A 23,093-nucleotide genomic window follows, 5' to 3' on the forward strand; every position below is an offset into this window, starting at 1 on the left:
CGGATGATGTTCGACTGCTTGTCACCCTCCGCCTGCTCGACCGCGGAGCGACGCTCTCCCTGCGCCTCCAAGATCATCGCGCGGCGGCGGCGCTCGGCGGAAGTCTGTTGTTCCATCGCCTGCTGGACGTCCTTCGAGGGGTTGACCTCGCGGACCTCGACGCTCTCCACGCGGATCCCCCACTCGTCGGTCGGCTCGTCTAACTCCTTGCGGATCTTCGCGTTGATCTCTTGGCGCTTGTTCAGCGTGTCGTCGAGTTCCATGTCGCCGAGGACCGCGCGCAGCGTGGTCTGTGCCAGGTTCGAGACGGCCTTCTTGTAGTCGTCCACTTCGAGAAACGCCTTCTTCGCGTCCATCACCTTGATGTAGACGACCGCATCCGCGGTGACCGGCGAGTTGTCCCGCGTGATCGCCTCTTGGCGGGGGACGTCGAGCGTCTGCGTCCGCATGTCGAACGGGTACGTGCGGGAGACGAACGGCGGGATGAGGTTGATGCCCGGTTCGAGCAGCTTCCGGTACTCGCCGAACACCGTGAGCGTCTTCTTCTCGTAGGCGTCGACGATCTCGACCGATTGCCACAGGGTGATGATCGCCAGAAACAAAAAGAGCAGACCGACGCTCACCAGCCCAAAGCCGAGACCGGATTGGAGGGTAATCGGGCCCATACCGAGGGTTAGGCCATCGGACGCTTAATACTTCGGCCGCCGTCCGTCGATCGATCTGCCGGTCTCGACGGCGATCTGCGATCTGTCGCTGTACCGCCCCGTCGACGATAATAAACCCTAAACCCCGGCTCGTCGACCGATCCGGTATGCACCTGCGGTTCGTCGAGCGGTTGGGACTCGCAGACGCGGTGACGGTGGCGAACGCGGCGGTGGGCTTTCTCGCCGTCGTGGCCGCGACCGTCGACGCCACGCTCGCAGCCCGACTGATCCTCCTCGCCGCGGTCGCGGACGGGCTCGACGGCGTCGTCGCCCGACACCGCGGCTCAACGGACGCCGGTCCGTACCTCGACTCGCTTGCCGACGTGGCGTCGTTTGGTGTCGCTCCCGCCGGATTGGTCGCGTTCCTCGTCCTCGACGCGAGGTCGTTCGCGACCGACCCCCTGTTCGTCGGCGGCGGCATGGCGGCGACGGCGCTTTTCGTCGCGGCCGCGGTCGCTCGATTGGGAATGTACACCGCCTACGACAGCGACAGCCGCGAGACGGTCGGCGTGCCGACCACGCTCGCCGCGACGGTGTTGGCCGCGGGGGTCGTCGCCGGATACACCGCACCAGGGCTGCTCGCCGCGGTCACGGCCGTGTTCGCTCTGCTTATGGGGTCGACGATCACCTATCCCGACCTCCACGCGCAGGACGCGCTCGTCATGGGCGTCGTGCAGGTCGCCGTGATCCTCACACCAGCGGCGCACATGGCGACGGCGCGGCTCCCGCCGTGGATCGGCGAGGGGTTCGCGTTCGCGCTGTTGTTTCTCTCGTGTGGCTACCTGCTCCTCGGTCCGCGGTTCTACTGGGGCGACGGGATCCGGTCGCCAGAGGAGACGACGGAACGACGAGTGTGAGCGCAGGCTGCGAGGTCACGACCGTCGAGAGAACTCGCGAACATCAGGAGAAATCACGAACGCCGGGAAAAAACAGATCCGGTAGACGCGACCGCGCCTACAGCAGCTCGTCGAACTCCTTGTAGCGGGTGATGTCGACGCCCTCGTCGGTGACGACGGCGACGTTGATCCCGTTGCCGGACGCGAGGTCGCGCTCGACGGCGGACTGGATCGCCTTGGCGGCGACGCTCTTCGCCTCGTCGACGGTGAGGTCGTCGTGGTACTCCTGTTCTAAGACACCGAGGGCGTACTGCGAGCCGGAGCCGGTGACGGTGTACTCCTCTTCGGTCGTGCCGCCGAGGGCGTCAATGGAGTAGATGTGTGCGCCGTCGTCGTCGACGCCGCCCAAGATCGGCTGGACGATGAAGAACGCGCCCGTCCGGAGGAGGTTGCCGGTGAGCGTCGAGAGCGCCTCCATCGACATGTCCTTGCCGCGACGGGTCTCGTAGAGGCTCGTCTCGGCTTTGAGCGTGGAGATCAGGTTCTGAGCCGCCGAGACGGATCCGGCGATGGTGAGCGCGCCGCGGGGATGGACCTCCTCGACCTTCTGAACGTCCTTCGAAGAGACCATGCCGCCCATCGAGGCGCGCATGTCGGTCGCCATCACGACGCCGTCGGCGGTGCGGATGCCGACGGTCGTCGTGCCGGTTTTCATCTCGCCTTCGCCGTCGGCCTGTGCCGCACGGCGCTCGCTGTGTTCGAACTCGCCGATCTCCGGTCCGAAGACGGGCTGGTCGCGGCCCAACTCGTCGACCGGGCTGCTGGAGAGATCGCCAGTCGGTGATCGCATTAGGCGTGCGTTGGCCCGGCGCGCTGATAAAGGCAACCCTTCGGGGACCGACCGCCGGTTCCGACGGGACTATCAGTCCACTCTCGACAGCGCAACCGAGGACGGAACCCGGCAGTCGGGCGCGGTGACGCGCTGTGTGTCGTCACTCCTCGGCGTTCTCGTACGCGGAGCCGGTGGTCTCGACGAGCCGGCCGATGGGAACGTTGATGCCGAGTCGGTTGCGCGCGAAGACGGCGACTGGGAACAGCGAGATGCCGATGGCGACGGTCGCCTGGTGCAGCCCGAAGAGGGCCGCCGAACGGATGCGGTCGAACATTGGTCGTCACCCGAGCCGAGCAGCGGGATGTATATATACTTTCCGTGGCGCTCGCCGATTCGAACTCTTCGCAGTCGTGCGATTTTGGAAATTCGTATATCTGTTCTGAAATGACCTGACCGGTCGGCCGAGGCCGCCATATCACAGGCCGTGTGGACCCCGTTCGTTTCCATAAGTTATGTGAATTACCACCGACTCGTGCGCCTCGCTTCACGTCGTGCGGTTCGGGAGGCCGGACTGAGAGCGGCGCTCGGCGTCGTCGCCGAGGGCGGTCCAGATCAGCCGGGTGAGAGCGGACCGAACGGGATATATCCGGGCGCGCGCCTATGGGTTCGCGTGCAGAACGTTACGGACCGGACCCGCAACCCGTTCGGGATGCGGCCCGACTGTCAGACGTACGTTCCCGGCTACGGCGACGCCAACGCGGACTTTCACCTCGTCGGCGACCACCCTGGCGTCCACGGCGGCGTCGAGACGGGCGTCCCGTTCACCGGCGAACCGTGGTCTGCAGCCTTCCTGTCGGCGTTGACCGACGCCGGGCTGATCGCGGGGTTCGATTCTGACGCCGCGTCAGCGGCCAACGAGACGCCGGTTCGAACCGAGCGGTCGTTCTTCTCGTACCTCCACATGTGTGCGGCGGCGGGAACGCCGAGCGAGGACGACTACGCCGACATGGAGCGGTTCTTCGACGCGGAACTCCGAGCGATCGCGGCCCACGTTCTGCTCCCGGTCGGCGCGCGGGCGACTGACCACGTCCTCCGACAGTACACCGCGCAGGCGCAGACGACCGACGTCGACATGCAATCGCTCCACGCCGAGGAGATCCTCGGCTCCGGCTGGCTCGTCGTCCCGATCAGAGACCCCGCCCAGTGGGCGGACGGCGACGCGGACCGGCTCGTCGACTCGCTCCGGGAGCTTCAGTCGACCGACTTCCGCCGAGAGAGCGACCTCGGTCGGTTCATCGCCGGCAGCGATCCGTATCTGGTCAGATGATCCAGACTCTGTCGCGCGCTCCGAACCTCGGCAGGCGACCCGGTCCCCGCAGGGCGATCCGAACCTCGGCAGGCGACCGGCGTCAGAGTCGAGGGGCTTCGAGCGATGTCGGCTCGCCGCGACGACCGCCGAACCCAGTGGATCGCGCCGATTCGCTGCCTGATGCATGTGGAGTTCCGGCGGCGCTCCGGGTCGGAAATCGGATCGTTCGACAAGAACCGACGCATGGACAGCCCGATCGTCAGCAATTTCGTGCGTAGGATAGCTATATTTGTCACTACTGCCCGAATTTTATAACGGTCACCGCTATCTCACAGCAGACGCCCGAACGATCGGGCGTCGGCCGTAGGACTGGTACTCCATACGGCGGCTTGGTCAGCCGGCCCTCACGGGCCATTTTTCATTCGAGATACTCAGCCGTCACTCACCAGCTCGTCGAGATACCGCCCGACGTGGTCGTCCATCCGCCGCTTGAACCCCGCCTGCCGCGCGAGTCGGTCGAGTTCGCGCGAAGCGTACGTCCCGTACTGGACCGCCTTCTTGTCGGCGACACGAACCGACTCCGGGACGCGGCCCGCCGCGGCGCGGCGCAGGGCGATCTTCCGCTCGCCGCCGGCGGACAGGAGCGCTCCGGGGAGCGCGAGCGCGGCGTCGACGATCCGGTCGTCGAGAAGGGGTGCGACCGGCTCCGTTCCCGCGGCCCGGATCGCGAGCACGTCCCGTTCGAGCTGGTCCGGGAGCGTGCGGACCGTCTCGGTCCGCGCCCCGCGGACGGTGTCCGCGTCGACGCGGTGGTCGTCGGCCGGATCGACGACCTTGCTGTAGCCGCCGAACAGCTCGTCTGCGCCCTGTCCGACCGCGAGTCGATCGAACCCGTCTTCGGCGGCCGCCTCGGCCACGAGGTACAGCGGGACCGCGATTGCGACATCCATCGGGTTCCGTCGCCCCGTCGCGTGAGCGACCGCGCGGACGGCGCGGATCAGCTCCTCGTGCGTGATCTCGACGACACGGAGGTCGACCGCTCGGTCGGCCGCCGCGGCCGCCTCGCGCGCTGCCGCGATGTCGTGACACCCCTCGAATCCGGCGACGTAGCGGGGAGCGTTCGGCACCGCGGCGGCGACGACGCCGGAGTCGACGCCGCCGGAGAACGCGACGGCGAGGTTGCCGGCCTCGCTCTCGCCGCCCGAACCGCCGCCGGCTCCGTCGTCCGAACCGCCGTCGCGAGCGAGGTCGGCGAGGACGTCGTCGAGCGCGGCGTCAACGGTCGCCTGCCCGGCGTCCGGATCGACGGGTCCGTCGTCGGGGAGGGTCCAGACGCGCTCCGTCCCCTCGGCGGACGCGACGCCGCCGGCGGGAACTGACACCGGATCGTCGAGATCGTGCCGGTCGAAGCTCCAGTTGGTCGGAGCGGTCGGATCGCGGTCGGAAGTGGGTGGGTCACGGTCGGTCTCGGGCGTCGCGCCGCGGTCGACGAAGATCGGCTCGCGGCCGAGCACGTCGCGGACGAGGACGGGGCCGGACCGACCGGGAGGATCGGCGATCCGTCCCGCGAAGCCGCGGCCGCCTGGAAGCGGGTCGCGCGTCCTGAGGGCCTCCCGAACGCGGTCGGCCGGCGCGCCGCGGAGCGTGGGCGTCCGCGTCATCGGCGTCAGCGAAGCCCCCGGAGCGCGCGGAGCGCGCGTCGCTTCGCGCCGCCACCGAACTGCCGGAGCGAGACGCGCCACGGCGTCCGCTTTCCGACGACGCTGGTCCGCCCCTCCCGGATCGCGTCGAGGATCGCGTCGGCGGACCGCTCCTCGGCCGCGACCTCGGTCACCGCCTGTCCGACCATCTCGGAGATGTGCGCGTCGCTTCCGGCGGTCATCGGGAGTCCGTGGCGTATCGCGAACGTCTCCGCCTGTCGGTTCGAGCGGCCGGTGAACAGCCGGGAGTTGTACACTTCGAGGGCGTCGGCGCTCGCCAGTCGCTCGTCGGAGATGTGAGCGGCGACGCCGTGGCGGGACTTCTGGAAGGGATGGGGAACGACCGCGATACCGCCCATCTCGCGGATGCGGTCAAGCGTCTCGTCGAAGGGGAGGCCGCTCTCGACGCGCTCGTCGATGCCGAACGCGAGGACGTGGCCCGCCGCGCAGGTCACCTCCATGCCGACGATGCCGACGAGCCCGTAGTCGGCGGCCTTCTCGGCCGCCTCGATGCTGGCGTCGATCTCGTCGTGGTCCGTGACGGCGAGCGCGTCGAGGCCGACGCCGGCCGCCTGCTCCAAGAGGAGGTCGACCGGGTCGCGCCCGTCGTACGAGAGCGCCGAGTGCGCGTGCAGCTCGACCGATAGCACGCGCTCACCTTCGCGAGTCGACTTAAAAAGCGCCTCGGTCCGGAGCGGCCGGCCCCGTTCCGGCGGCACCCCGGCGTTCGGCGGCCGGCACAGGTCGGTGACGCCGGGGAAGGCCGGCGGTGCCGACCGGTCAGAACGCGCTCTCGCCGACCGTCTCGCGGTAGGTGCCCGTGCCGCGGCGCTCGCCCGCGTCCCACGTCTCGACCTCGACGAGCACGCGGGTGTCCACCGCGTCGGCCGGTGCCTCCCCGATCTGCAGCGCCGAGTCGCCGATGCGGGCGATCGCGGTCTCGCCCTCGCGACCCGTCACCATCACTTCGATCGTCTCGCCCGGCTCGTAGGCCGGCGTCGAACTCCGGAACGACCAGCCGGCGAGGAACTTCTCGAAGACGCTCATGCGCGCGACACCTCCTCGGAGGTCCGGTCCGGGATGTACTCCCGCCCGAAGCCGGTCACGGCGGCGATCAGGAAGACGATCACGAGGAACCAGCCGTGGAAGACGTACGGCACGGCCTGTATCGGGTTGACGACCATCTCGGGGCCGTACTCCGCGCCGAGGCCGTTCGGCCCGACCATCACCTGATAGCCGACGAGGACGCCGCCGGCCCACGGGAAGATGTACCCGAGCGCCGACGTGTTGGCGTCGAGAATGTTCGCCCGTCGGTAGCCGTTGATGTTGAACTTCTCGCCGATCCGCGCGATGTACGGCGCGATCGCGATCTCGGCCGCCGTGTTGATCGTTATCATGCCGTTGATCGCGGCGGTGCCGAGCACCATCGTCACCTCGGCGCGGCGGACGGTCGTCGCGACGGAGTTCAACAGGAACTCCAAGATCGCCTCGAAGCCGCCGCCGCGGATCATGATCCGCGCCATCCCGACGATCAGGAGGGTGAGGACGATGAGCGGGAAAAAGCCGATCGCACCGGCGTAGAGGCTCCCGCCGACGCCCGCCGTCTCGCCGACGGCGACGAACGGGAGCGAGCTGAACGCGCCCTGTTCGGTCACCGTGAACACGAGGATGTCGGACACGGAAGAGAGCCCGAACGCGAGGTTGAACGCGATCGCGACGATCAGCCCCCACGAGATCGCCTCGACGATGTGGCGACCGGCGACCGCGGTCGCGATGACCACGCCCATCGAGATCAGGTGGACCAGTCCGGGCGCGGTCGCGGACTCGCGGAGCGCGGCCGCGCCTTCAAGGCTCGCGCCGGAGAGGACGGACCCCATCACGAGGTACGCGACGAACGCGGGCACCGCGGCGAGGATCGCGTACTTGAACCGCGAGGCGACCACGCCGCCGATGTCGGCGTTTTGCGTCACCGCGCTCACGATCGTGGTGTCGCTCACGGGCGCGAGGTTGTCACCGAAGACGGCACCCGACAGAATCGCGGCGAAGAGCAGGACGGGGTTCGCGCCGATGAGGACGCCCGCGGGGAAAAACAACGTCACGAACGCGACGGTCGCGCCGTAGCCGGTCCCGATCCCCGTCGCGAGCAGGCCACAGAGGACGAACGCGGCCGCCGGGAACGTCGCCGCCCCGACGTTCAACGCGTCGGCGGCGTAGATGAGTCCCTCGACGAACCCGCCGACCTGCAGCGTCTCAGCGAACATGCCCGCCCACAGCCACGCGACGATCGCCGTGGCCGCGACGCGCTGGGTCATCCCCTCGAAGATGGTGTTCGCGTACGCCTTCCAGTCGCCGCGCACGAAGAACATCCCGAGGATGGTGCCGAGAAGCGCGCCGATCACGAGGCCGTTGGTGTCGCCGATGCCGAGGACGCCGCTCTGGAAGATCGCCCAGAGGATGAACACGACGAGCGGGATCGTGCTGGCCCACTTCCCGCCGTAAAAGGAGATCCGCGGGCCGACCGCGGCGTCCGGGTCGTCCGCGAACCCGCCGTCCGCGACGGCGACCGGCTCGTCGTCGGTGGTCGTCTCGGCTCCGCCACCGCCGCTCCGTGGTTCGTCGCCGCGCGGCGCGTCGCCCGTTGGCGCGTCGTCGGTTCGATCCGTCGAATCGTCGTCGGGTGGGTTGATCATGTGTCGCTCCTACACCTCCTGTGCCCGACGATCCACCTAAATCCTCGTTTCTGTGCCGCGGCCGAGCCACACGAACACGCTTAAGAACCTCGGCGGCGACCGGTCGGACGGGAACAGCACAGCCGCAGATCCGACTCGCCGGGGTATTTTCGCCCGCGGCTTGGGAATGTGGCAGTGCGCCGACGCCTCCGGCGTCGCGGCCGGGATGGGTCCGCGCTCGCGAACCCGTCCGCGGGTCGCTCGCAGCCGCGAGCACCCGGTAGCCGCGTCGCCCGGAGCCGCACGTTGTGGTTGTGCCGTTCCAATTTCGAAACAATGGCACGAATGCACACGCGCCGTCGCGGTTCGTCCGGTTCGGACAAGCCGGCGACGGACGAGAACCCGGAGTGGAGCGACGTCGACGCGGAGGACATCGAGTCCCGCGTCGTCGAACTAGCGGAGCAGGGCCACGACCCAAGCGTCATCGGACTCAAACTCCGTGACGAGGGCGTCAAGGGCGTCCCGGTCCCCGACGTGAAGCTGGCGACCGGCAAGAAGCTCACCGAGATCCTCGAAGAGCACGACGCCGACTCGGAGTACCCCGAGGACCTCCGCAACCTGATGGCACAGGCCGTCCGCCTGCGCGAGCACATGGAAGAGAACGGCCAGGACTACCAGAACAAGCGCGCGCTCCAGAACACCGAGTCGAAGATCCGCCGTCTCGCGAACTACTACCGCGGCGACGAGATCGACGAGGAGTTCACGTACACCTACGAGCGCGCCGCAGAGCTACTCGCCGACGAGTAACACAGACAGATCCACCTGCGACGACAGACACGGCCCATCTCGACCATGACCGAAGCGACATCCGCCGCGCCAGCCCCCGACGCCCTCGCCGGCGTCCTCGCCGACGCGCCGTTCGTCCGGCTCGTCGCGACCGACGACGGCGACGCGCTCGCAGCCGCCGGGCTGCTTGCCAAGGGACTCAGAGCGGCCGGCACGCCGTTTCAAGTCCGCGTCGACCGCGACCCGATTCCCGACGACGTCGACGACGGGGTCGCGGTGACGGTCGGCGTCGATCGGGGGGCACACGCAATACCGGGAACGACTCGGCCGGCGAGCGCGGACGCGTTCGCCGTCGTCCGACGGCTGGGCGTCGACCCGGATCCGGTGGTCGCGCTCGCGGGCGTTGTCGCCGCCGGATCCGTCCCCGGAACGGACGGGTCCGGCGACGCGCTCGACGCCGCCGATCGAGACGGGCTGGTCGAGCGACGTCCGGGAGTCGCGGTCCCGACCGCGGACCTCGCGGACGGTCTCGCCGCCTCGACGCTCGTTCGGACGCCGTACTCCGGCGACCCGGAGGCGGCTCGCGCGGCCCTCGCCGACCTCGGCCTCCCTGCCGAGATGGACGGCGACGCGCACCGGCGGCTCGCGTCGCTCGTCGCCGTCGACGTCGTCGGCGGCGAGGAGGCGGCCGCGCGCTCGGCCTCGGCGGTCGAGCGCGCGCTCCGTCCGTACGCGATTGCGGGAGCTGCCGCACCGGTCGAGACGGTCGGCGGCTACGCCGACGTGCTCGACGCGCTCGCCCGCGAGGCCCCCGGAACCGGTATCGCGCTGGCGATCGCCGCCGACCCGAGCGCCGCGGTGCGCACCGCGGCGATCGAGGCGTGGCGGGCGCACGGGATCGCGGCACACCGCGCGTTAGACGCCGCGACGGTCAGCCGATACGACGGCTGCGTCGTCGCCCGCGTCGGAGGGCGCGAACCGGCAGACGACGCCGGCACGCCGCGCGCCGTCCTCCCGACAGTCGCACGGCTGCTGCGCGACTTCCGGTCGCCGGAGCCGGTCGCGGTCGCGGTCGACGAGTCCGACGACCGGCTCGCGGCGGCCGCGACCGAGCCGACGGGTCTCGGCGACGCCTGCCGGTCGGTCGCGGCCGAACTCGACGCCAACGGCTGGGGGACCGCCGACCGCGGCGGGATCGCGGTCGGCGAGAGCGACGGAGGCGGGAAAGCCGAGTCCGGCGCCGACATCACGGGCGCGCTCGCCGCGCTCAGGGAGGCGATATGACCGTGACGGGGTCCGACTCGTCCCGGACAGCGATCGTCCGGACGACGCACGCCGACGCCGCGCTCGTCGCGGCCGCGCTCGCGCCCGACGACACCGAGTCGATGGCGACCCGAGTCGACGGGGACGCGATCGCCTGTGAGATCGAGCGAGAGACGACCGGCGGGCTGCAGTCGACCGTCGACGACTACGTCGTGAACCTACACGTCGCAGACCGGATCGCGGAGCGCGCGCGGGCACACCGCGCCGCTCGCGGTTCGGACACAGACACAGCAGACACCACGAACACTGCAGACACAGCAGACACCACGAACACTGCAGACACAGCAGACACCACAGACACCAACACATGAGCGAACGATCCGTATCCAAGAGCAGAGAACAGAAGCGCTGGTACTCCGTGCTAGCGCCCGAACAGTTCGACCGACAGGAGATCGGCGAGACCCTCGCCGAGGAGCCTCAGCAGGTCGTCGGCCGCACGATCACGACGACGCTCGGCGAACTCACCGGCGACTCCGGCGCGAACAACACCAAGCTGACGTTCAAGATCACCGACGTCGGCAGCGACTCGGCGTACACCGAGTTCATCAAGTACGAGCTGACGCGCGATTACCTGCGCTCTCTCGTCCGCCGCGGAGCCTCGAAGGTTGAGGCGTCGATCACCGTGCTGACGACGGACGACTACCGGATCCGCGTCCAGCCCGTCGCGCTGACGACGAAGAAGGCCGACCGGTCCCAGGAGAAGGCGATCCGCCGCGTCATGATCGACAAGGTCAACGCGGCCGCCGCGGACCGGACCTTCGAGTCGTTCGTCGACGCGATCGTCGAGGGTAACCTCTCGTCTGCGGTCTACGGCGAGGCGAAGACGATCTACCCGCTGCGCCGCGTCGAGGTCCAGAAGCTGACCCTCGAAGCGCGTCCGTCCGAGGTCGCCGCCGAAGAGGAGGCCGCCGTCGACGTCGACGCCGACGAAGTGGCGGTCGACGCCGACGAGTAACCGGTTTCGCCGGCACGGCTTCTCTCCTTATTTCCGCCGCCGAGCGGTGACACTGGAAGACGTGAGGCCGTTCCCTGCGCCGACGGCATCGGCGAGGAGCCGTCTCCACACGACGGGGCGCGGCCGCCGGGATCCGAGAGACGAAACCTTGAAACGCCGCTCGCCCGAGGTTTGGAGCATGGAACTGCGGGTCATAGAAAAGACCGACACGGAACTCCGCATCGAGGTCGCCGGCGAGGACCACACCTTCATGAACGTGCTGAAGGGCGTCCTGCTGGAGACCGACGACGTCGCGGCCGCGACTTACGACGTGAATCCCGAGCAGTCCGGCGGACAGACGGAGCCGGTGTTGACGGTGAAAGCCGAGTCCGGCGATCCGCTCGATCTGGTCGGCGAGGCGGCGGACTCGATCACGGACCAGACGACCGCGCTTCGCGACGCGGTGCAGGCGGCCTGACCGGTCGGCACCGACGCTTCTCCGAGCGAACGAGGGGCATACCTAAGTGGTGACTCCCGAAACGGGTGAGTATGCCGCCGAGCGTACTCATGTTGGGATGGGGGTATCCGCCGAACATCACCGGCGGCCTCGACGTCCACGTCGGTGAACTGTTCTCCGGGCTTCGCGACGACCTCGGAGTCGACGCCACCCTGGTGTTGCCCGCGGAGTTCGCGCCGGACGACGAGCCGGGTCTCGAACCGGTCGAGACGGGCGAAGGCGACGTCGCAACGCGAGTCGAGCGCCTCAGCGACCGGTTCGCAGAACTCGCGTCCGACCACGACGTGATCCACACCCACGACTGGTTCGGCTACGCGCCCGGGCGACAGGCCGCTCGCGTGTCGGACGCGACGTGGGTGTCGTCGTTCCATTCGCTCGCGAGCGACCGGAACATCGACCCGCCGAAACGCGAGGTCGAAACGGAGCGTCGGCTCGCGAACGCGGCCGACACGAACGTCGCGGTCAGCGAGATAGTCCGCGAGGACATCCGAGAGCTGTACGACGCCGACGCTCGGGTCGTGTACAACGGCTTCTCGACGCCGACGTTCTCGGGGAAAGACGTGCGCGCGGACCTCGGAATCGACGGCGAAATGCTGTTCTTCGTCGGTCGCCACACGGACCAGAAGGGGATATCGCACCTGCTGTACGCGATGAAGAAGCTCCGCGGGCGCGACACGACGCTCGTCGTCGGCGGGTCCGGCCACCAGACAGAACAGCTGAAACGGTTCACAGAGCTTCTCGGCATTGAGGAGCGCGTCGAGTTCGTCGGCTACGTCCCCGAGGAGGAACTCGGCGACTACTACGCCGCCGCCGACGCGTTCGTCTCGCCTTCCTTCGCGGAGCCGTTCGGGATCACTATCACCGAGGCGCTTGAGGCCGGCACGCAGGTCGTCGCGACCCGCTCCGGGGTCGCAGAGGTGCTCCCAGACGGCTGTCTCGTCGAGGTCGAGACCGACTCGGAGTCTATCGTAGAGGGACTCATTACCGCGCTCGACCGCGAGGAACCGCCCGCGTACGAGCGCCGCGAGTGGTCGGCGGTCGCGGAGGACACGCTGGCGGTGTACGAAGACGTCGCCTGAGAACACACGCGTCGCTGCGTCCGTCGCGGCGAGCTAGGTGTCGTCGCCGCGAAACACATCGAACGCCGTGGCCGCCTCCGGGTGCGTGATGCGGAACCCGTCCACGGTCTCGACGACGCCGCGTGTGCTGCCCGAAGTGCCGCCGTACGGACTCTCCTCGCCGTCGACTCCGCTTCCGCCCTGATACGGCGACGCGTACGGCGACTCGGACACCGGCTCGTCGAACCCCTCCGGGGGGAGGTAGATCCGTTCTGCCCCAGCCGACCGGACGACGACGGCGACGTCGCGGGTGCCGCTCACGTCGATGACGGTGCGGTCGTCCGTGACGCGCGCGTCGATGTCGATTTCGTCCATGCCGAACGGTCGGACGGGAGCGGTTTAGCCCTACCGGCCGCGTTGACGACACTCAGCTGGCGGCGAGAGTGGCTGTCGGCGACCACGCGACCGGCCGAACGTGGTGAATCCTTTTGTGTGGTCGCGTCGAATCTCGCCTCGATGGACGTCAACAGCCATGCCGAGGAACTCGCCTCCGACCTCGGTGTCGACAAAGAGGAGGTCAAAGCCGACCTGCAGAATCTACTGGAGTACAGCGTCCCGATAGACGAGGCGAAACAGAGCGTTCGCCGGAAGCACGGCGGCGGGGGAGGGGGGTCGACGCCGACACCCGACTCCGTCGACGTCGGCGATATCACGACCGACCACGACGGCGTGACGGTCACCGTCCGCGTGCTCACGCAGGGGACTCGAACCATCCGCTATCAGGGGGACGATCTCACGATTCGCGAGGGAGAGGTCGCGGACGAGACCGACGTCGTCTCGTACACGGCGTGGCAGGAGTTCGGCTTCGAGCCGGGCGACTCGCTGACGATCGGCAACGCCGGCGTCCGCGAGTGGGACGGCGAGCCGGAGCTCAACCTCAACGACTCCACCACCGTCGCGATCGCCGATGAGCCGGTCGAAGTCGACCGCGAGGTCGGCGGCGACCGATCCCTCGTCGACATCCAGGCGGGCGACCGCGGTCGCAACGTCGAGGTCCGCGTGCTGGAGGCCGAAGAGAAGACGATCTCCGGACGCGACGGCGAAACGGAGATAGTCGAGGGCGTCGTCGGCGACGAGACGGCGAAGCTCCCCTTCACCGACTGGCAGCCGCGCTCCGCAGTCGAGCCCGGTGCCGACCTCCGGATAGAGGACGTGTACGTCCGGGAGTTTCGCGGCGTCCCCTCGCTCAACCTCACCGAGTTCTCGACGGTGACCCCGCTTCCCGATCCCGTCGCAGTCGCAGAGGAGGCCCCCCGTCTCTCCGTCGCCGACGCGGTCGCCTCCGGCGGGATGTTCGACGTCGAGGTCGTCGGAAACGTTCTCGAAATCCGGGACGGCTCCGGGCTCATCGAGCGCTGTCCGGAGTGCGGTCGCGTCGTCCAGAACGGCCAGTGTCGGAGCCACGGCGCGGTCGACGGCGAGGACGACCTGCGCGTGAAAGCGATCCTCGACGACGGGACAGACACCGTCACCGTCGTCTTGGACGACGAGCTGACCGCCGAGGTGTACGGCGGCGGACTCGACGACGCGCTCGCTGCGGCACAAGAGGCGATGGACAAGTCGGTCGTGTCCGACGACATCGCCGACGAGACCGTCGGTCGGGCGTACCGCGTCCGCGGGAACCTCTCCGTGGACGAGTACGGCGCGACGCTCGACGCGACGGAGTTCGCGGTCGCGGACGACGACCCGACAGAGGCCGCTCGCGCCGCGCTGGCGGAGGTGGGCGAATGAGCGCCGACGGCCCGGGGACGCGGGAGGTCGCACACCGCGTGTTCGCCGCGGAGTTCGACGACGCCTCGCTGTCGTACTCCGAGAGCGACGAGGAGCGCGCCCCGAACTACGTGGTCACGCCGACGGGCGCGCGCGTGAATCGGTTGTTCGTCGCGGGCGTGCTCACCGAGGTCGAGCGGGTGAACGACGAGACGCGCCGCGGGCGGGTCGTCGACCCCTCCGGCGCGTTCGTCACCTACGCCGGCCAGTACCAGCCGGAAGCGCAGACGTTCCTGGAGCGCGCCGACCCGCCGGCGTTCGTCGCGCTGACGGGGAAGGCGCGCACCTTCGAGCCCGAGGACTCGGACCGCGTGTTCACCTCGGTCCGCCCGGAGAGTCTCACCGACGTGGACGCCGACACTCGCGACCGGTGGGTCGTCTCGGCCGCGGAGGCGACGCTCGACCGGCTCGCGGTGTTCGCGCAAGCCCTCGACTCGGACCGCCGCGGCGACGACCTCCGAGCGGCACTTGAGGCCGGCGGCGCGCCGGCGGCGCTGGCGGACGGAATCCCGCACGCGATAGCCCACTACGATACTTCGACGGCCTACGTGGAGGCGGTCCGGCGGCTCGCGGTCGACGCGCTCGAACTCGTCGCCGGCGACCGCGACGAGGTCCGCGCACCCGAGTTTGCGCCCGACGGCGGCGGCGACGCCGCGATCGGGCCGCTCCCCGAAACCGACGTGACGATCGACGCGTCTGCAGACGCGGACGAGGCGGACGAGGCGGACACGGAAGCCGGTTCCGTGGACGCGGAGTCGGAAGCCGCAGAGGCGGAGTCGGAAGCTGTGGACGCAGAACCGGAAGCTGTGGACGCGGAGTCGGAGGCCGCGGATCCGGAGCCTACGACGGCAGCGACCGACGCGCAAGAGTCGGCGACCGAGCCGGCAGGCGGGACGGAAGCGCCCGACTCGGCGACCGAACCGGAGTCGAGCGCCGAGGCCACTGCCGACGCCGACGGAATCGAGTCGGAGGGCGTCGACGACGACGGATCCGAGGACCAGCCGAGCGGCGCGGGGCTGGGGGACTTCGACGCCGGAGGGGACGAAACGGACCCGACCGGGGACGCCGGCGGCGAGGCCGCCTCGGACGACATGTACGAACTCGACGACGAGGAGCGCGAGGAGATCGAAGCCGAGTACGGGACGGACTTCTCGACCGGCACGGAAGTCAGTGAGCCCGGCGAGGCAGACATCGACGTGCCGGACCCGGACGACCTCGCCGAAGAACCGGCCGACGGAGCCGAGTCGGACGACGCGTCGCTCGGCGGCGCTGCGCCCGACGACGTGCCGACCGCCGAGACCGACGAAGCACCCGGCGAGTCGACCGCCGCCGAGACAGACCGTGGTGGCGAGGAGGCGGACGAGACCGGGGAGGCGGCCGACATCGACCTCGAAGCCGCGGCCGTCGACGCGATGGCAACCCTCGACGACGGCGAGGGAGCCGACCGCGAGACCGTGGTCCAAGCGGTGGTCGACGAGTACGGCGCGGACGCGGACGCCGTCGACGACGCGATCCAAGATGCGCTGATGAGCGGGAAGTGTTACGAGCCCGGTGACGGAGTTCTCAAGCCCATCTGATGGCGCGCGTCGAGCCGGTCGTCGGCGAGCCGGCCGCGGTCGCGGACCTCGGGGAGGAACGGGCCCTCCTCGTCGCCGACGTCCACGCCGGCATCGAGGCGGGGCTCCGCTACGAGCGCGGCGTCGAACTCGACAGCCGAGCGGGCGAGCGGCGCGAACGGCTCCGCGCGCTTATCGACGAGACTGACGCCGACCGGCTCGTCGTCCTCGGCGACCTCGCCCACCGGATCGCCGCGCCGGAGGGAGACGAACGCGAGGAGCTGACGGAGCTGATCCGCGCTGTCACCGACCGCGTACCGATGACACTCGTCGAGGGGAACCACGACGCCGGCGTCGCGGAGGCGTTCGCGGACGACCTCAGCGTGATCGGCCCTGCGGGCGGACTGCTCGGCGGCGACGTCGCGGTCTGCCACGGCCACACATGGCCCGGTCCCGGCCTGCTCGACGCCGACGTGGTCTGTTCTGGCCATGAACACCCGCAGGTCCGGCTGGAGGACGCGGTCGGCGGCTCGCGCGTCGAGCGCGCGTGGCTCCGCGGCGAACTCGACTCCGCGGCGTTCACCGGGGATCGATCCGAACTCGCTGAGGGCTCCCGCGATACCGACCCGCCCGAACTCGTCGTCTTCCCGGCGTTCAACGAGCGGTCCGGCGGCACCTGGGTGAACGTGGAGGGGCAGTCGTTCCTCGCGCCGTTCCTCCCCGCGGCGCTGCCGGACGCGGACGCATACCTGCTCGACGGGACGCGGCTCGGCGACTACCGGCGAGTCTGAGCACCGCGATCCCGACGGCGCTCGCGCCACGTCCGGCGGGACCGTTTTCCCTCACGGCGCGGAACTGGTCCCATGGTCACCGACCGCTCGCCCACGGCGATCGACGAGACCGGGTGGCACTGGCTCCGGGTCAAACACGCGACCGGGTTCCCCCGGCAGGCCCGCGACGGCTACTTCCCGGACCACGACGTGACGCGGCCGGCCGCGGCGGCCGAGGAGGATCTGCCGAACATCGGTCTCGAAGCGGAATCGATTCCGGCCGACCGCGAGACCGTCCGCGACGCCGACCGGCTCGCGCTGGAGACGACCTACCTGAGCGGGAAGTGGCTCGTCGAGCGTCCCGCGGCGACGGTCGACGATCTCTGGGAGGCGGTGGTCGACGACGTCGCAGCCGGGCGGTTCTGGGACGCGAAGGCGACGACCCGCGCCGGCCGCGAGGCGTTCGACGAGACGGAACACGCCGTGCTGGTGTTCACGCCGAACTACTTCGATCGGGCGGACGTCGATCGGGTTCGGCGTCGGCTCAGGGAGGCGCACGGAGTGACCGAAGAGATCCGATACCGCCCCGACGTCTACACGCTCGACGGAGTCCACGAGGAGCGGATCGGCGCGCTCGCAGATTCCGCCGCGTCGCGGTTCCGGACCTGAGACTCGCAACCGGGGCGTCGGACTACTCGACCGGCCGGAACCGGAACCCGTCCCACTCCTGACTGTCGGGTTCGCGGATGCCGGCTCCCGGCTCGCGGATCTCGTCTGCGTACACCGGTTCGACGCGGTCGCCGATCTCGACGTCGACCTGCCCGCCGTCGCCGTCCGCGGCGACGTCACCCGCGCCGTCGCGCTCGACGACCTGTCCGAGCGCGCGGACCGGCGGTCCGTCGTAGTCGTCGCCCATCTCGAACTCGACGATAGCGAGCGTGTTGGGCTCGCGGACGCCCGGCGGCGTCGCCGTTGAGGTCGTCCATGTGACGATCCGTCCCTCGTAGTCCCGAAGGTCGACCGATCCCGTTCGGTCCGCACCGTTCGGGCTCACGGTGTGGGGCGGGTACGTGACCGTCCCGTCCGCGTACTCGGCGGCTTCGAACGTCGGTTCCGCGCCTGTCTCCTCGCCGCCGTCCGTCCGCGTCTCGTCGTGGTCGCTCATTGGTTGCCCTCCAAGATTGCGGTGGTCACGCAGTTGCCGAAGCCGCCAACGTTGCAGGCGAGGCCCGTGTCAGCCTCGACCTGCCGCGCGCCGGCGTCGCCGGTGACCTGCTCGACTATCTCGTACACCTGTGCCACGCCGCTGGCTCCGAGCGGGTGCCCCTTCGATTTGAGCCCGCCTGAGGTGTTGATCGGGAGGTCGCCGTCGCGGTCGGTGACCCCCTCCTCGACGGCCTTCCATCCCTCGCCCTTCTCGAAGAACCCGAGATCCTCCGACTGGAGGAACTCCAAGATGGTGAACATGTCGTGTAGCTCCGCCACGTCGATGTCGTCCGGGCCGACACCCGCCATCTCGTAGGCGGTCTCGGAGGAGTCGACGACGCCGCCCATCGTCGTCGGGTCGACGCGCTCGTGGACGACGTGCGTGTCGGTCGCGCCGCCGATCCCGGATATCACCGCGTACTCGTCCGCGGGGACGTACTCCTCGGCGACGGACTCGGGGCAGAGCACGAGCGCCGCGGAGCCGTCCGTGATCGGACAGAAGTCGTACAGCCGCAGGGGGTCGGCGACGATCGGCGAGTCGAGCACCGTGTCGAGGTCGACCTCCTTGCGGAACTGGGCGTGCGGGTTGTCCACGCCGTTCGCGTGGTTCTTCACGGCGACCTTACCGAGGCTCTCGCGGGGCGCATCGTACTCGTCGAGATAGAGCCGCGCCGTCATCCCCGCGAAGGAGGGGAGCGTGACGCCGTGTTTGTACTCGACCGGATGCGTGAGCGACGCGATCACGTCGGTCGCTTCCGAGGTGGAGCGGTGAGTCATCTTCTCGCCGCCGACCAACAGCGTGAGGTCGCTCGCGCCGGACGCGACCGACTGCCACGCCCCGTACACACCGGCTCCGCCGGAGGCGGACGTCTGGTCGATGCGGGCGGTGTACGCCGGCGTCGCGGCTAAGTCGTGAGCCAGCGCGTTCGAGACGCCCGTCTGTCCCTCGAACTCGCCGCTCGCCATGTTCGAGACGTACAGGTGGTCGAGGTCGTCGCCGTCGACGCCGGCGTCGGCGAGCGCGGCCTCGCCCGCCTCTGCCAACAGTTCTCGCACCCACGCGTCACGCTGCCCGAACCGGGTCATCGACGCGCCGATGATCGCTACGCGTTCCATACCCGTCGGTTCACCGCGGCCGACTAAAACGTACCTCTCTGCGGGCGAGTGAAAGCGCCGACCCGTCGGTGCCGTCGGCTCGAACGCACCTCGGCTTCGGGCGGGCTACTCCGCGCGGCGTTCGGCGTGTCCGGGGTAGTCGCGCTCGAACCGGGAGCCGATCTCCTCCCGATCGAGCCGAATCACGACCGGCCGCCCGTGCGGGCACGCGTACGGGTTCTCACACGCGTCGAGCCGGTCGAGCAGGTCGATGACCCGCCCCTCCGTCAGCGAGGTGTTGCCGGTGACGGAGGGGTAACACGCCAGGTCCGCGAGCAGTTCGTCGACCACGTCCGCGACGGGCTCGTCGCCCTCGGTCGCGTCGCCCACGAGCGACGAGAGCACATCGCACAGGAGATCGGGGTCGAGCGCGGTGTCGAACACCGCGGGGACAGCCTCGACGACGACCTCGCGGTCGCCGGTCCGCTCGGCTCGAAATCCTATCTCGACGAGATCGTCCGTGAACTCCGCGAAAAGCGCCGCCTCCCGCGCCGTCAGTTCCACGCGGACCGGTTCCGCGAGCGCCTGCGCGTCCGCGCCGTCGGCGAACGTCTCGCGGAGCCGCTCGTAGTGAACCCGCTCGTCGGCCGCGTGCTGGTCGATCAACACGAGGCCCTCGGGCGCCTCCGCGATCACGTACGTCTCGTGGAGCTGTCCGAGCACCCGCAACGGTGGCAACGAGTCGTAGGCCCGCTCGCTCCCCGTCGTGTCGCCCCCGAGCGTCGACTGGTCCGTCGGCTCAGACCGGACGGTGCGGTCGGCCGCCGCGGCGCGTCCGGGACCGGACGAGTCGCCGGCCGACGAGTTCGGCTCCGGACGCGACTCTCCGCCCGAGTCCGACTGGCGGGTCCGTGACGACGGCCGGTCCGCCGCCGACGCGGGCGTGGTGTCGGCGTCGTCTGCGGCTGCAGACGGAGTCGTCGGCTCCGCCCCGTCAGGCCCGGCGGCCGACGATTCCGCGGCCGGGGGGTCCGCGTCGGCGGATCCGCTCGCTCGATCGGCCGACTCGTCGCCGGAGTCCGTCGTCGACGCCATCGACGGCGGTGGTGTCGACGACGGTGGTGTCGACGGCGGCTGCAGGTCGTCTGCTGCGTCCGGGGGGCCATCCCCGCCGACATCCTCGACCGCCCACGCGCCCGCGTCGGTCGGATCGAGCTCGGCGGTCCCACCGGCCCCGACGCTCTCGTCCGCCTCGCCTTCGGGTCCGTGCTGGCTCCCAGTCTCGTCGGCCGTACGGTTCTCCCGCGCCGCGCGCTCGTGGTCGGTTCCGGCGCCGCCGACGGCGGCGTGGTCCGGCGACTCCGGACGGACTGTCGTCTCGTCGGGCGCGGACTGTCCGCGCGGGGCCGTCGACCGGATCAGTCCGTGATCGAGAAGCGCCGACTCGACTGCGGTCTCGACGGCCGACCGCACCGCCGGCTCCTCGTCGAACCGGACTTCGAGCTTGCGTGGGTGGACGTTCACGTCCACGTCGCCGGGCGGCACCTCAACGAACAGCACCGCGAACGGGTACCGGTCGGGCGCGAGCTGGCCGCCGTACGCCGCAAGCGTCGCGTCGCGGAGCGCGCTCGCGGTGACGTACCGGTCGTTGACGTACGTCGAGAGGTACTCGCGGGTCGAGCGCGTCGTCTCCGGATGCGAGACGAGCCCGGTCACGCGGGCGACGGGAGGAGCGTCCTCGCCGGCGCGGCCGCCTTCGGCGACGCCACCCGCCTCGCCGTCGTCCGGCGTCCACTCGACGTCGATCATCGACTCGGCGACCTCGCGGCCGTACACGGCGAGTACGGCGGACCGGAGGTCGCCGTTCCCCTCCGTGGCGAACGTCTCTCGGCCGTCGTGCTCCAGCGAGACGGCCACGTCGGGATTCGCGAGCGCGTAGCTCGTCGCGACGGTGTTGACGTGGTCGAACTCGGTCGCCGTCCGCTTGAGGAACTTCTTTCGCGCGGGTGTGTTGAAAAAGAGGTCCTCGACCTCGACGGTCGTTCCCGCGGGACAGCCCGCGGGGCGGACCTCGCCGACCTCGCCGCCCTCGACCGTGATCTCCGCGCCGGCGTCTGCGCCCGGCGGTCGCGAGCGGACGGTGAGTCGGGAGACGGCACCGACGGTGTACAGCGCCTCGCCGCGGAAGCCGAGCGTCGAGACCCCGTGGTCGAGGTCACCGATGTCGCCGATCTTCGAGGTGGCGTGTTCCGCGACGGCCGCCTCCAACTGGTCGGCGGGAATGCCGACCCCGTCGTCGCGGACCCGAACTCCCTCGATCCCGCCCGACTCGACGGCGACCGCGATTCGGCTCGCGCCCGCGTCGAGGCTGTTTTCGATCAGCTCTTTCACCACGCTCGCCGGACGCTCGACGACCTCGCCGGCCGCGATCTTCTGGACGGTCCGCTCGTCCAGCCGCTCGATGTTCGGCGACTCCATAGCTGGGATCCGCTCCGTCGACCGCGCACTTGAACCCGTTGGCGACTGCCCCGAGGCGGGCGGGCCCGCGCCTGCGCCGAACTGCGGCGGCGTTCTGCGACACGAAAACAAGTTGAGGCGTATTAGATAAATCTGAATAGATCATTTTATGTGGATCGAGCGTGGCGTCTCTCACACGACAGATGGATCCTGTTACGTTACACCACGTCAGCGAGGGGATGGTCGCCGGACTCGTCGGCTTGACCGGAATCGTCTCATTCGGAGCCGGCGTCGCGTACGCGCGGCTCAAAGACCACGGGTCGCTCAGCGGTCCGAGCAGGACGACCGAACCGGTGGAGTGACGACCGACTGAGCGAGACGAACGGTTCAGACGACGAACGGTGTCGTCGCCAAAGTGGCGTCGACGACCCCGTCGCCGAACGGTAGCACCGCAAAAGCGGGTGTCAGTCGCCGGCCGTCGGGGTCGGCGCGGTGCCGTCGAGTTCCTCGCGGTCGTGTGCGGCGTCGAAGTCAAGATCGGGTCCGCGCGCGATGATACCCGACGGGGTCACGTCCGGGTGCGTCGTGTAGTAGTGCTCTTTGATGTGGCTCATGTTCACCGTCTCCGCGACGCCCGGCGTCTGGTAGAGATCGCGCAGGTACGGCCAGAGGTGGTCGTACTGGTGGACGAACGTCCGGTTGCACATGAAGTGGGTGTGATAGACCTGATCGAAGCGGACCAGCGTCGTGAACATGCAGATGTCCGCCTCGGTCAGGGAGTCGCCGACGAGGTACCGCCGGTCTGCGAGTCGATCGTTCCAGCTGTCAAGCGCCGAAAAGAGGTCGTCAATCGCCTCGTCGTAGGCGTCCTGAGAGGTGGCGAACCCGGCGCGGTAGACGCCGTTGTTGATCGGCTCGTAGATGTCGGAGATTGCGTCGTCGACGTCCGCGACGGTCGCCTCGTCGTCGGGACCGGGAAGGAGCGACGCGCCGTTGCTCAGCTCCGTGAACGCGGTCGACAGCATCCGGAGGATCTCGCGGGACTCGTTGTTGACGATGGTCTCCGCTTTCGTGTCCCACAGGACCGGGACCGTCACTCGACAGGTGGCGTCGGGGTCGGCGTCGACGTACCGCTCGCGGAGGTAGTCGCTGCCGTGGAGTCGGTCCGGAGTGCAGCCGTCCTTCTCGGGTGAGAACTGCCAGCCGTCCTCGCCGCGCCACGGGTCGACGACGCTCACGCCGATCGCGTCTTCGAGGCCGAGAAGCGACCGCGCGAGAAGCGTTCGGTGCGCCCACGGGCAGGCGTACGAGACGTACAGGTGGTATCGTCCGGTCTCCGGCTGAAACCGCTCGTCCGGCTCGGCGTCGACGTGGTCGGGCACGTCGCTGCCGGCGACCCAGTTCCGGAACGTCGTCGTCCCGCGCTCGAAGGCCCCGTCCGCGTTCGTGGTCTCGTACGCGTCCGTTCGCCACTCGCCGTCGACGAGTTGGTTCATACCCCGATGTGGGGT

At 69.5% G+C, this 23,093-nt stretch carries 25 protein-coding genes; 13 read left to right on the top strand and 12 right to left on the bottom strand.

Translation table 11 applies throughout. The features are described 5' to 3' along the window. Positions 1-665, bottom strand: a 665-nt coding sequence (locus tag EP28_RS11590) for an SPFH domain-containing protein (protein WP_255358277.1), incomplete at its 3' end; no start/stop codon positions are given. A gap of 146 nt (positions 666-811) precedes the next feature. On the opposite strand from EP28_RS11590, the gene EP28_RS11595 reads away from it, so the two are divergent. After that, positions 812-1,561, top strand: a complete 750-nt coding sequence (locus EP28_RS11595; protein ID WP_049984170.1) for a protein sorting system archaetidylserine synthase — start codon at positions 812-814, stop codon at positions 1,559-1,561. Positions 1,562-1,658: 97 nt separating this feature from the next. On the opposite strand, the gene psmB is transcribed toward EP28_RS11595, so the two are convergent. Both psmB and EP28_RS14475 read right to left on the bottom strand, forming a co-directional pair. Next, positions 1,659-2,390 (bottom strand): archaeal proteasome endopeptidase complex subunit beta, encoded by a 732-nt coding sequence (gene psmB / locus EP28_RS11600; protein WP_049984171.1) that lies wholly within the window; start codon positions 2,388-2,390, stop codon positions 1,659-1,661. A gap of 142 nt (positions 2,391-2,532) precedes the next feature. Then, on the bottom strand, positions 2,533-2,706 hold the full coding sequence (locus tag EP28_RS14475; RefSeq protein ID WP_196219642.1) for a hypothetical protein: 174 nt from the start codon (positions 2,704-2,706) through the stop codon (positions 2,533-2,535). A gap of 336 nt (positions 2,707-3,042) precedes the next feature. On the opposite strand from EP28_RS14475, the gene EP28_RS11605 reads away from it, so the two are divergent. Next, positions 3,043-3,699 (top strand): uracil-DNA glycosylase family protein, encoded by a 657-nt coding sequence (locus EP28_RS11605; RefSeq protein WP_049984172.1) that lies wholly within the window; start codon positions 3,043-3,045, stop codon positions 3,697-3,699. A 413-nt stretch (positions 3,700-4,112) separates the two neighbouring features. Here the strand turns inward: EP28_RS11605 and EP28_RS11610 are convergent, their stop codons facing one another. From EP28_RS11610 to EP28_RS11625, 4 genes are all read right to left on the bottom strand, one after another. After that, positions 4,113-5,342, bottom strand: coding sequence for an asparagine synthase C-terminal domain-containing protein (locus tag EP28_RS11610; RefSeq protein WP_049984173.1), 1,230 nt, complete (start codon positions 5,340-5,342; stop codon positions 4,113-4,115). A 5-nt stretch (positions 5,343-5,347) separates the two neighbouring features. Further along, positions 5,348-6,031 (bottom strand): PHP domain-containing protein, encoded by a 684-nt coding sequence (locus tag EP28_RS11615; RefSeq protein WP_049984174.1) that lies wholly within the window; start codon positions 6,029-6,031, stop codon positions 5,348-5,350. A gap of 130 nt (positions 6,032-6,161) precedes the next feature. Further along, positions 6,162-6,428, bottom strand: a complete 267-nt coding sequence (locus tag EP28_RS11620; protein WP_049984175.1) for a DUF7513 family protein — start codon at positions 6,426-6,428, stop codon at positions 6,162-6,164. Next, a complete protein-coding gene (locus EP28_RS11625) occupies positions 6,425-8,071 on the bottom strand; it encodes a Na+/H+ antiporter NhaC family protein (RefSeq protein WP_049984176.1) in 1,647 nt (548 codons plus the stop codon). Before EP28_RS11625 ends, EP28_RS11620 begins: the two co-directional genes overlap by 4 nt. 315 nt (positions 8,072-8,386) lie before the next feature. Here EP28_RS11625 and EP28_RS11630 point away from each other — a divergent pair, with 315 nt between their 5' ends. The 6 genes from EP28_RS11630 to EP28_RS11655 all read left to right on the top strand — a co-directional run bounded on the left by EP28_RS11630 (position 8,387) and on the right by EP28_RS11655 (position 12,689). Continuing rightward, positions 8,387-8,857, top strand: a complete 471-nt coding sequence (locus tag EP28_RS11630; protein WP_049984177.1) for a 30S ribosomal protein S15 — start codon at positions 8,387-8,389, stop codon at positions 8,855-8,857. Between the two features lie 45 nt (positions 8,858-8,902). After that, positions 8,903-10,120: a hypothetical protein gene (locus tag EP28_RS11635; RefSeq protein ID WP_049984178.1), complete on the top strand. Its 1,218-nt coding sequence runs from the start codon at positions 8,903-8,905 to the stop codon at positions 10,118-10,120. Continuing rightward, positions 10,117-10,470: a KEOPS complex subunit Pcc1 gene (locus tag EP28_RS11640; RefSeq protein WP_049984179.1), complete on the top strand. Its 354-nt coding sequence runs from the start codon at positions 10,117-10,119 to the stop codon at positions 10,468-10,470. The genes EP28_RS11635 and EP28_RS11640 overlap by 4 nt, the downstream gene beginning before the upstream one ends. Next, a complete protein-coding gene (locus tag EP28_RS11645) occupies positions 10,467-11,114 on the top strand; it encodes a 30S ribosomal protein S3ae (protein ID WP_049984180.1) in 648 nt (215 codons plus the stop codon). The genes EP28_RS11640 and EP28_RS11645 overlap by 4 nt, the downstream gene beginning before the upstream one ends. Positions 11,115-11,292: 178 nt before the next feature. Then, positions 11,293-11,571, top strand: a complete 279-nt coding sequence (locus tag EP28_RS11650) for a DNA-directed RNA polymerase subunit L (RefSeq protein ID WP_049984181.1) — start codon at positions 11,293-11,295, stop codon at positions 11,569-11,571. An 89-nt stretch (positions 11,572-11,660) separates the two neighbouring features. Beyond that, positions 11,661-12,689, top strand: a complete 1,029-nt coding sequence (locus tag EP28_RS11655) for a glycosyltransferase family 4 protein (protein WP_049984522.1) — start codon at positions 11,661-11,663, stop codon at positions 12,687-12,689. A 33-nt stretch (positions 12,690-12,722) separates the two neighbouring features. On the opposite strand, the gene EP28_RS11660 is transcribed toward EP28_RS11655, so the two are convergent. Beyond that, positions 12,723-13,043 (bottom strand): DUF7510 family protein, encoded by a 321-nt coding sequence (locus EP28_RS11660; protein WP_049984182.1) that lies wholly within the window; start codon positions 13,041-13,043, stop codon positions 12,723-12,725. 141 nt (positions 13,044-13,184) lie between these two features. Between EP28_RS11660 and EP28_RS11665 the strand changes: the two genes are divergently transcribed. The 4 genes from EP28_RS11665 (at position 13,185) to EP28_RS11680 (ending at position 17,493) form a co-directional block, all read left to right on the top strand. Next, entirely contained in the window at positions 13,185-14,459 is a 1,275-nt protein-coding gene (locus EP28_RS11665) for a Single-stranded DNA binding protein (protein ID WP_049984183.1), read from the top strand. After that, positions 14,456-16,075, top strand: coding sequence for a hypothetical protein (locus EP28_RS11670; RefSeq protein WP_049984184.1), 1,620 nt, complete (start codon positions 14,456-14,458; stop codon positions 16,073-16,075). Before EP28_RS11665 ends, EP28_RS11670 begins: the two co-directional genes overlap by 4 nt. Beyond that, positions 16,075-16,845 carry a metallophosphoesterase gene (locus EP28_RS11675; protein WP_049984185.1) on the top strand — a complete coding sequence of 257 codons (771 nt, stop codon included), beginning with the start codon at positions 16,075-16,077 and terminating at the stop codon, positions 16,843-16,845. The genes EP28_RS11670 and EP28_RS11675 overlap by 1 nt, the downstream gene beginning before the upstream one ends. 72 nt (positions 16,846-16,917) lie before the next feature. Continuing rightward, positions 16,918-17,493 (top strand): putative phosphothreonine lyase domain-containing protein, encoded by a 576-nt coding sequence (locus tag EP28_RS11680; protein WP_049984186.1) that lies wholly within the window; start codon positions 16,918-16,920, stop codon positions 17,491-17,493. A 22-nt stretch (positions 17,494-17,515) separates the two neighbouring features. On the opposite strand, the gene EP28_RS11685 is transcribed toward EP28_RS11680, so the two are convergent. The 3 genes from EP28_RS11685 to mutL all read right to left on the bottom strand — a co-directional run bounded on the left by EP28_RS11685 (position 17,516) and on the right by mutL (position 21,603). Beyond that, on the bottom strand, positions 17,516-17,989 hold the full coding sequence (locus EP28_RS11685; RefSeq protein ID WP_049984187.1) for a Zn-ribbon domain-containing OB-fold protein: 474 nt from the start codon (positions 17,987-17,989) through the stop codon (positions 17,516-17,518). Beyond that, positions 17,986-19,146 (bottom strand): thiolase family protein, encoded by a 1,161-nt coding sequence (locus EP28_RS11690; protein ID WP_049984188.1) that lies wholly within the window; start codon positions 19,144-19,146, stop codon positions 17,986-17,988. Before EP28_RS11690 ends, EP28_RS11685 begins: the two co-directional genes overlap by 4 nt. 105 nt (positions 19,147-19,251) lie before the next feature. Then, a complete protein-coding gene (mutL, locus tag EP28_RS11695; RefSeq protein WP_049984189.1) occupies positions 19,252-21,603 on the bottom strand; it encodes a DNA mismatch repair endonuclease MutL in 2,352 nt (783 codons plus the stop codon). 182 nt (positions 21,604-21,785) lie between these two features. Here mutL and EP28_RS14300 point away from each other — a divergent pair, with 182 nt between their 5' ends. Further along, positions 21,786-21,944, top strand: a complete 159-nt coding sequence (locus EP28_RS14300; RefSeq protein WP_155118487.1) for a hypothetical protein — start codon at positions 21,786-21,788, stop codon at positions 21,942-21,944. A gap of 102 nt (positions 21,945-22,046) precedes the next feature. On the opposite strand, the gene EP28_RS11700 is transcribed toward EP28_RS14300, so the two are convergent. Further along, positions 22,047-23,078 (bottom strand): glutathione S-transferase family protein, encoded by a 1,032-nt coding sequence (locus EP28_RS11700; RefSeq protein ID WP_049984190.1) that lies wholly within the window; start codon positions 23,076-23,078, stop codon positions 22,047-22,049. Between the last annotated feature and the right edge of the window lie 15 nt (positions 23,079-23,093).

This window comes from Halorubrum sp. BV1, assembly GCF_000746205.1.
GTDB lineage: Archaea > Halobacteriota > Halobacteria > Halobacteriales > Haloferacaceae > Halorubrum.

Coding starts and splice junctions, on each gene's coding strand:
- EP28_RS14300 (WP_155118487.1), top strand. CDS start 21,786: ATGGATCCTGTTACGTTACACCACGTCAGCGAGGGGATGGTCGCCGGA.
- EP28_RS11660 (WP_049984182.1), bottom strand. CDS start 13,043: ATGGACGAAATCGACATCGACGCGCGCGTCACGGACGACCGCACCGTC.
- psmB (WP_049984171.1), bottom strand. CDS start 2,390: ATGCGATCACCGACTGGCGATCTCTCCAGCAGCCCGGTCGACGAGTTG.
- EP28_RS11690 (WP_049984188.1), bottom strand. CDS start 19,146: ATGGAACGCGTAGCGATCATCGGCGCGTCGATGACCCGGTTCGGGCAG.
- EP28_RS11675 (WP_049984185.1), top strand. CDS start 16,075: ATGGCGCGCGTCGAGCCGGTCGTCGGCGAGCCGGCCGCGGTCGCGGAC.
- EP28_RS11670 (WP_049984184.1), top strand. CDS start 14,456: ATGAGCGCCGACGGCCCGGGGACGCGGGAGGTCGCACACCGCGTGTTC.
- EP28_RS11685 (WP_049984187.1), bottom strand. CDS start 17,989: ATGAGCGACCACGACGAGACGCGGACGGACGGCGGCGAGGAGACAGGC.
- mutL (WP_049984189.1), bottom strand. CDS start 21,603: ATGGAGTCGCCGAACATCGAGCGGCTGGACGAGCGGACCGTCCAGAAG.
- EP28_RS11630 (WP_049984177.1), top strand. CDS start 8,387: ATGGCACGAATGCACACGCGCCGTCGCGGTTCGTCCGGTTCGGACAAG.
- EP28_RS11665 (WP_049984183.1), top strand. CDS start 13,185: ATGGACGTCAACAGCCATGCCGAGGAACTCGCCTCCGACCTCGGTGTC.
- EP28_RS11620 (WP_049984175.1), bottom strand. CDS start 6,428: ATGAGCGTCTTCGAGAAGTTCCTCGCCGGCTGGTCGTTCCGGAGTTCG.
- EP28_RS14475 (WP_196219642.1), bottom strand. CDS start 2,706: ATGTTCGACCGCATCCGTTCGGCGGCCCTCTTCGGGCTGCACCAGGCG.
- EP28_RS11595 (WP_049984170.1), top strand. CDS start 812: ATGCACCTGCGGTTCGTCGAGCGGTTGGGACTCGCAGACGCGGTGACG.
- EP28_RS11625 (WP_049984176.1), bottom strand. CDS start 8,071: ATGATCAACCCACCCGACGACGATTCGACGGATCGAACCGACGACGCG.
- EP28_RS11650 (WP_049984181.1), top strand. CDS start 11,293: ATGGAACTGCGGGTCATAGAAAAGACCGACACGGAACTCCGCATCGAG.
- EP28_RS11635 (WP_049984178.1), top strand. CDS start 8,903: ATGACCGAAGCGACATCCGCCGCGCCAGCCCCCGACGCCCTCGCCGGC.
- EP28_RS11640 (WP_049984179.1), top strand. CDS start 10,117: ATGACCGTGACGGGGTCCGACTCGTCCCGGACAGCGATCGTCCGGACG.
- EP28_RS11645 (WP_049984180.1), top strand. CDS start 10,467: ATGAGCGAACGATCCGTATCCAAGAGCAGAGAACAGAAGCGCTGGTAC.
- EP28_RS11680 (WP_049984186.1), top strand. CDS start 16,918: ATGGTCACCGACCGCTCGCCCACGGCGATCGACGAGACCGGGTGGCAC.
- EP28_RS11655 (WP_049984522.1), top strand. CDS start 11,661: ATGTTGGGATGGGGGTATCCGCCGAACATCACCGGCGGCCTCGACGTC.
- EP28_RS11700 (WP_049984190.1), bottom strand. CDS start 23,078: ATGAACCAACTCGTCGACGGCGAGTGGCGAACGGACGCGTACGAGACC.
- EP28_RS11610 (WP_049984173.1), bottom strand. CDS start 5,342: ATGACGCGGACGCCCACGCTCCGCGGCGCGCCGGCCGACCGCGTTCGG.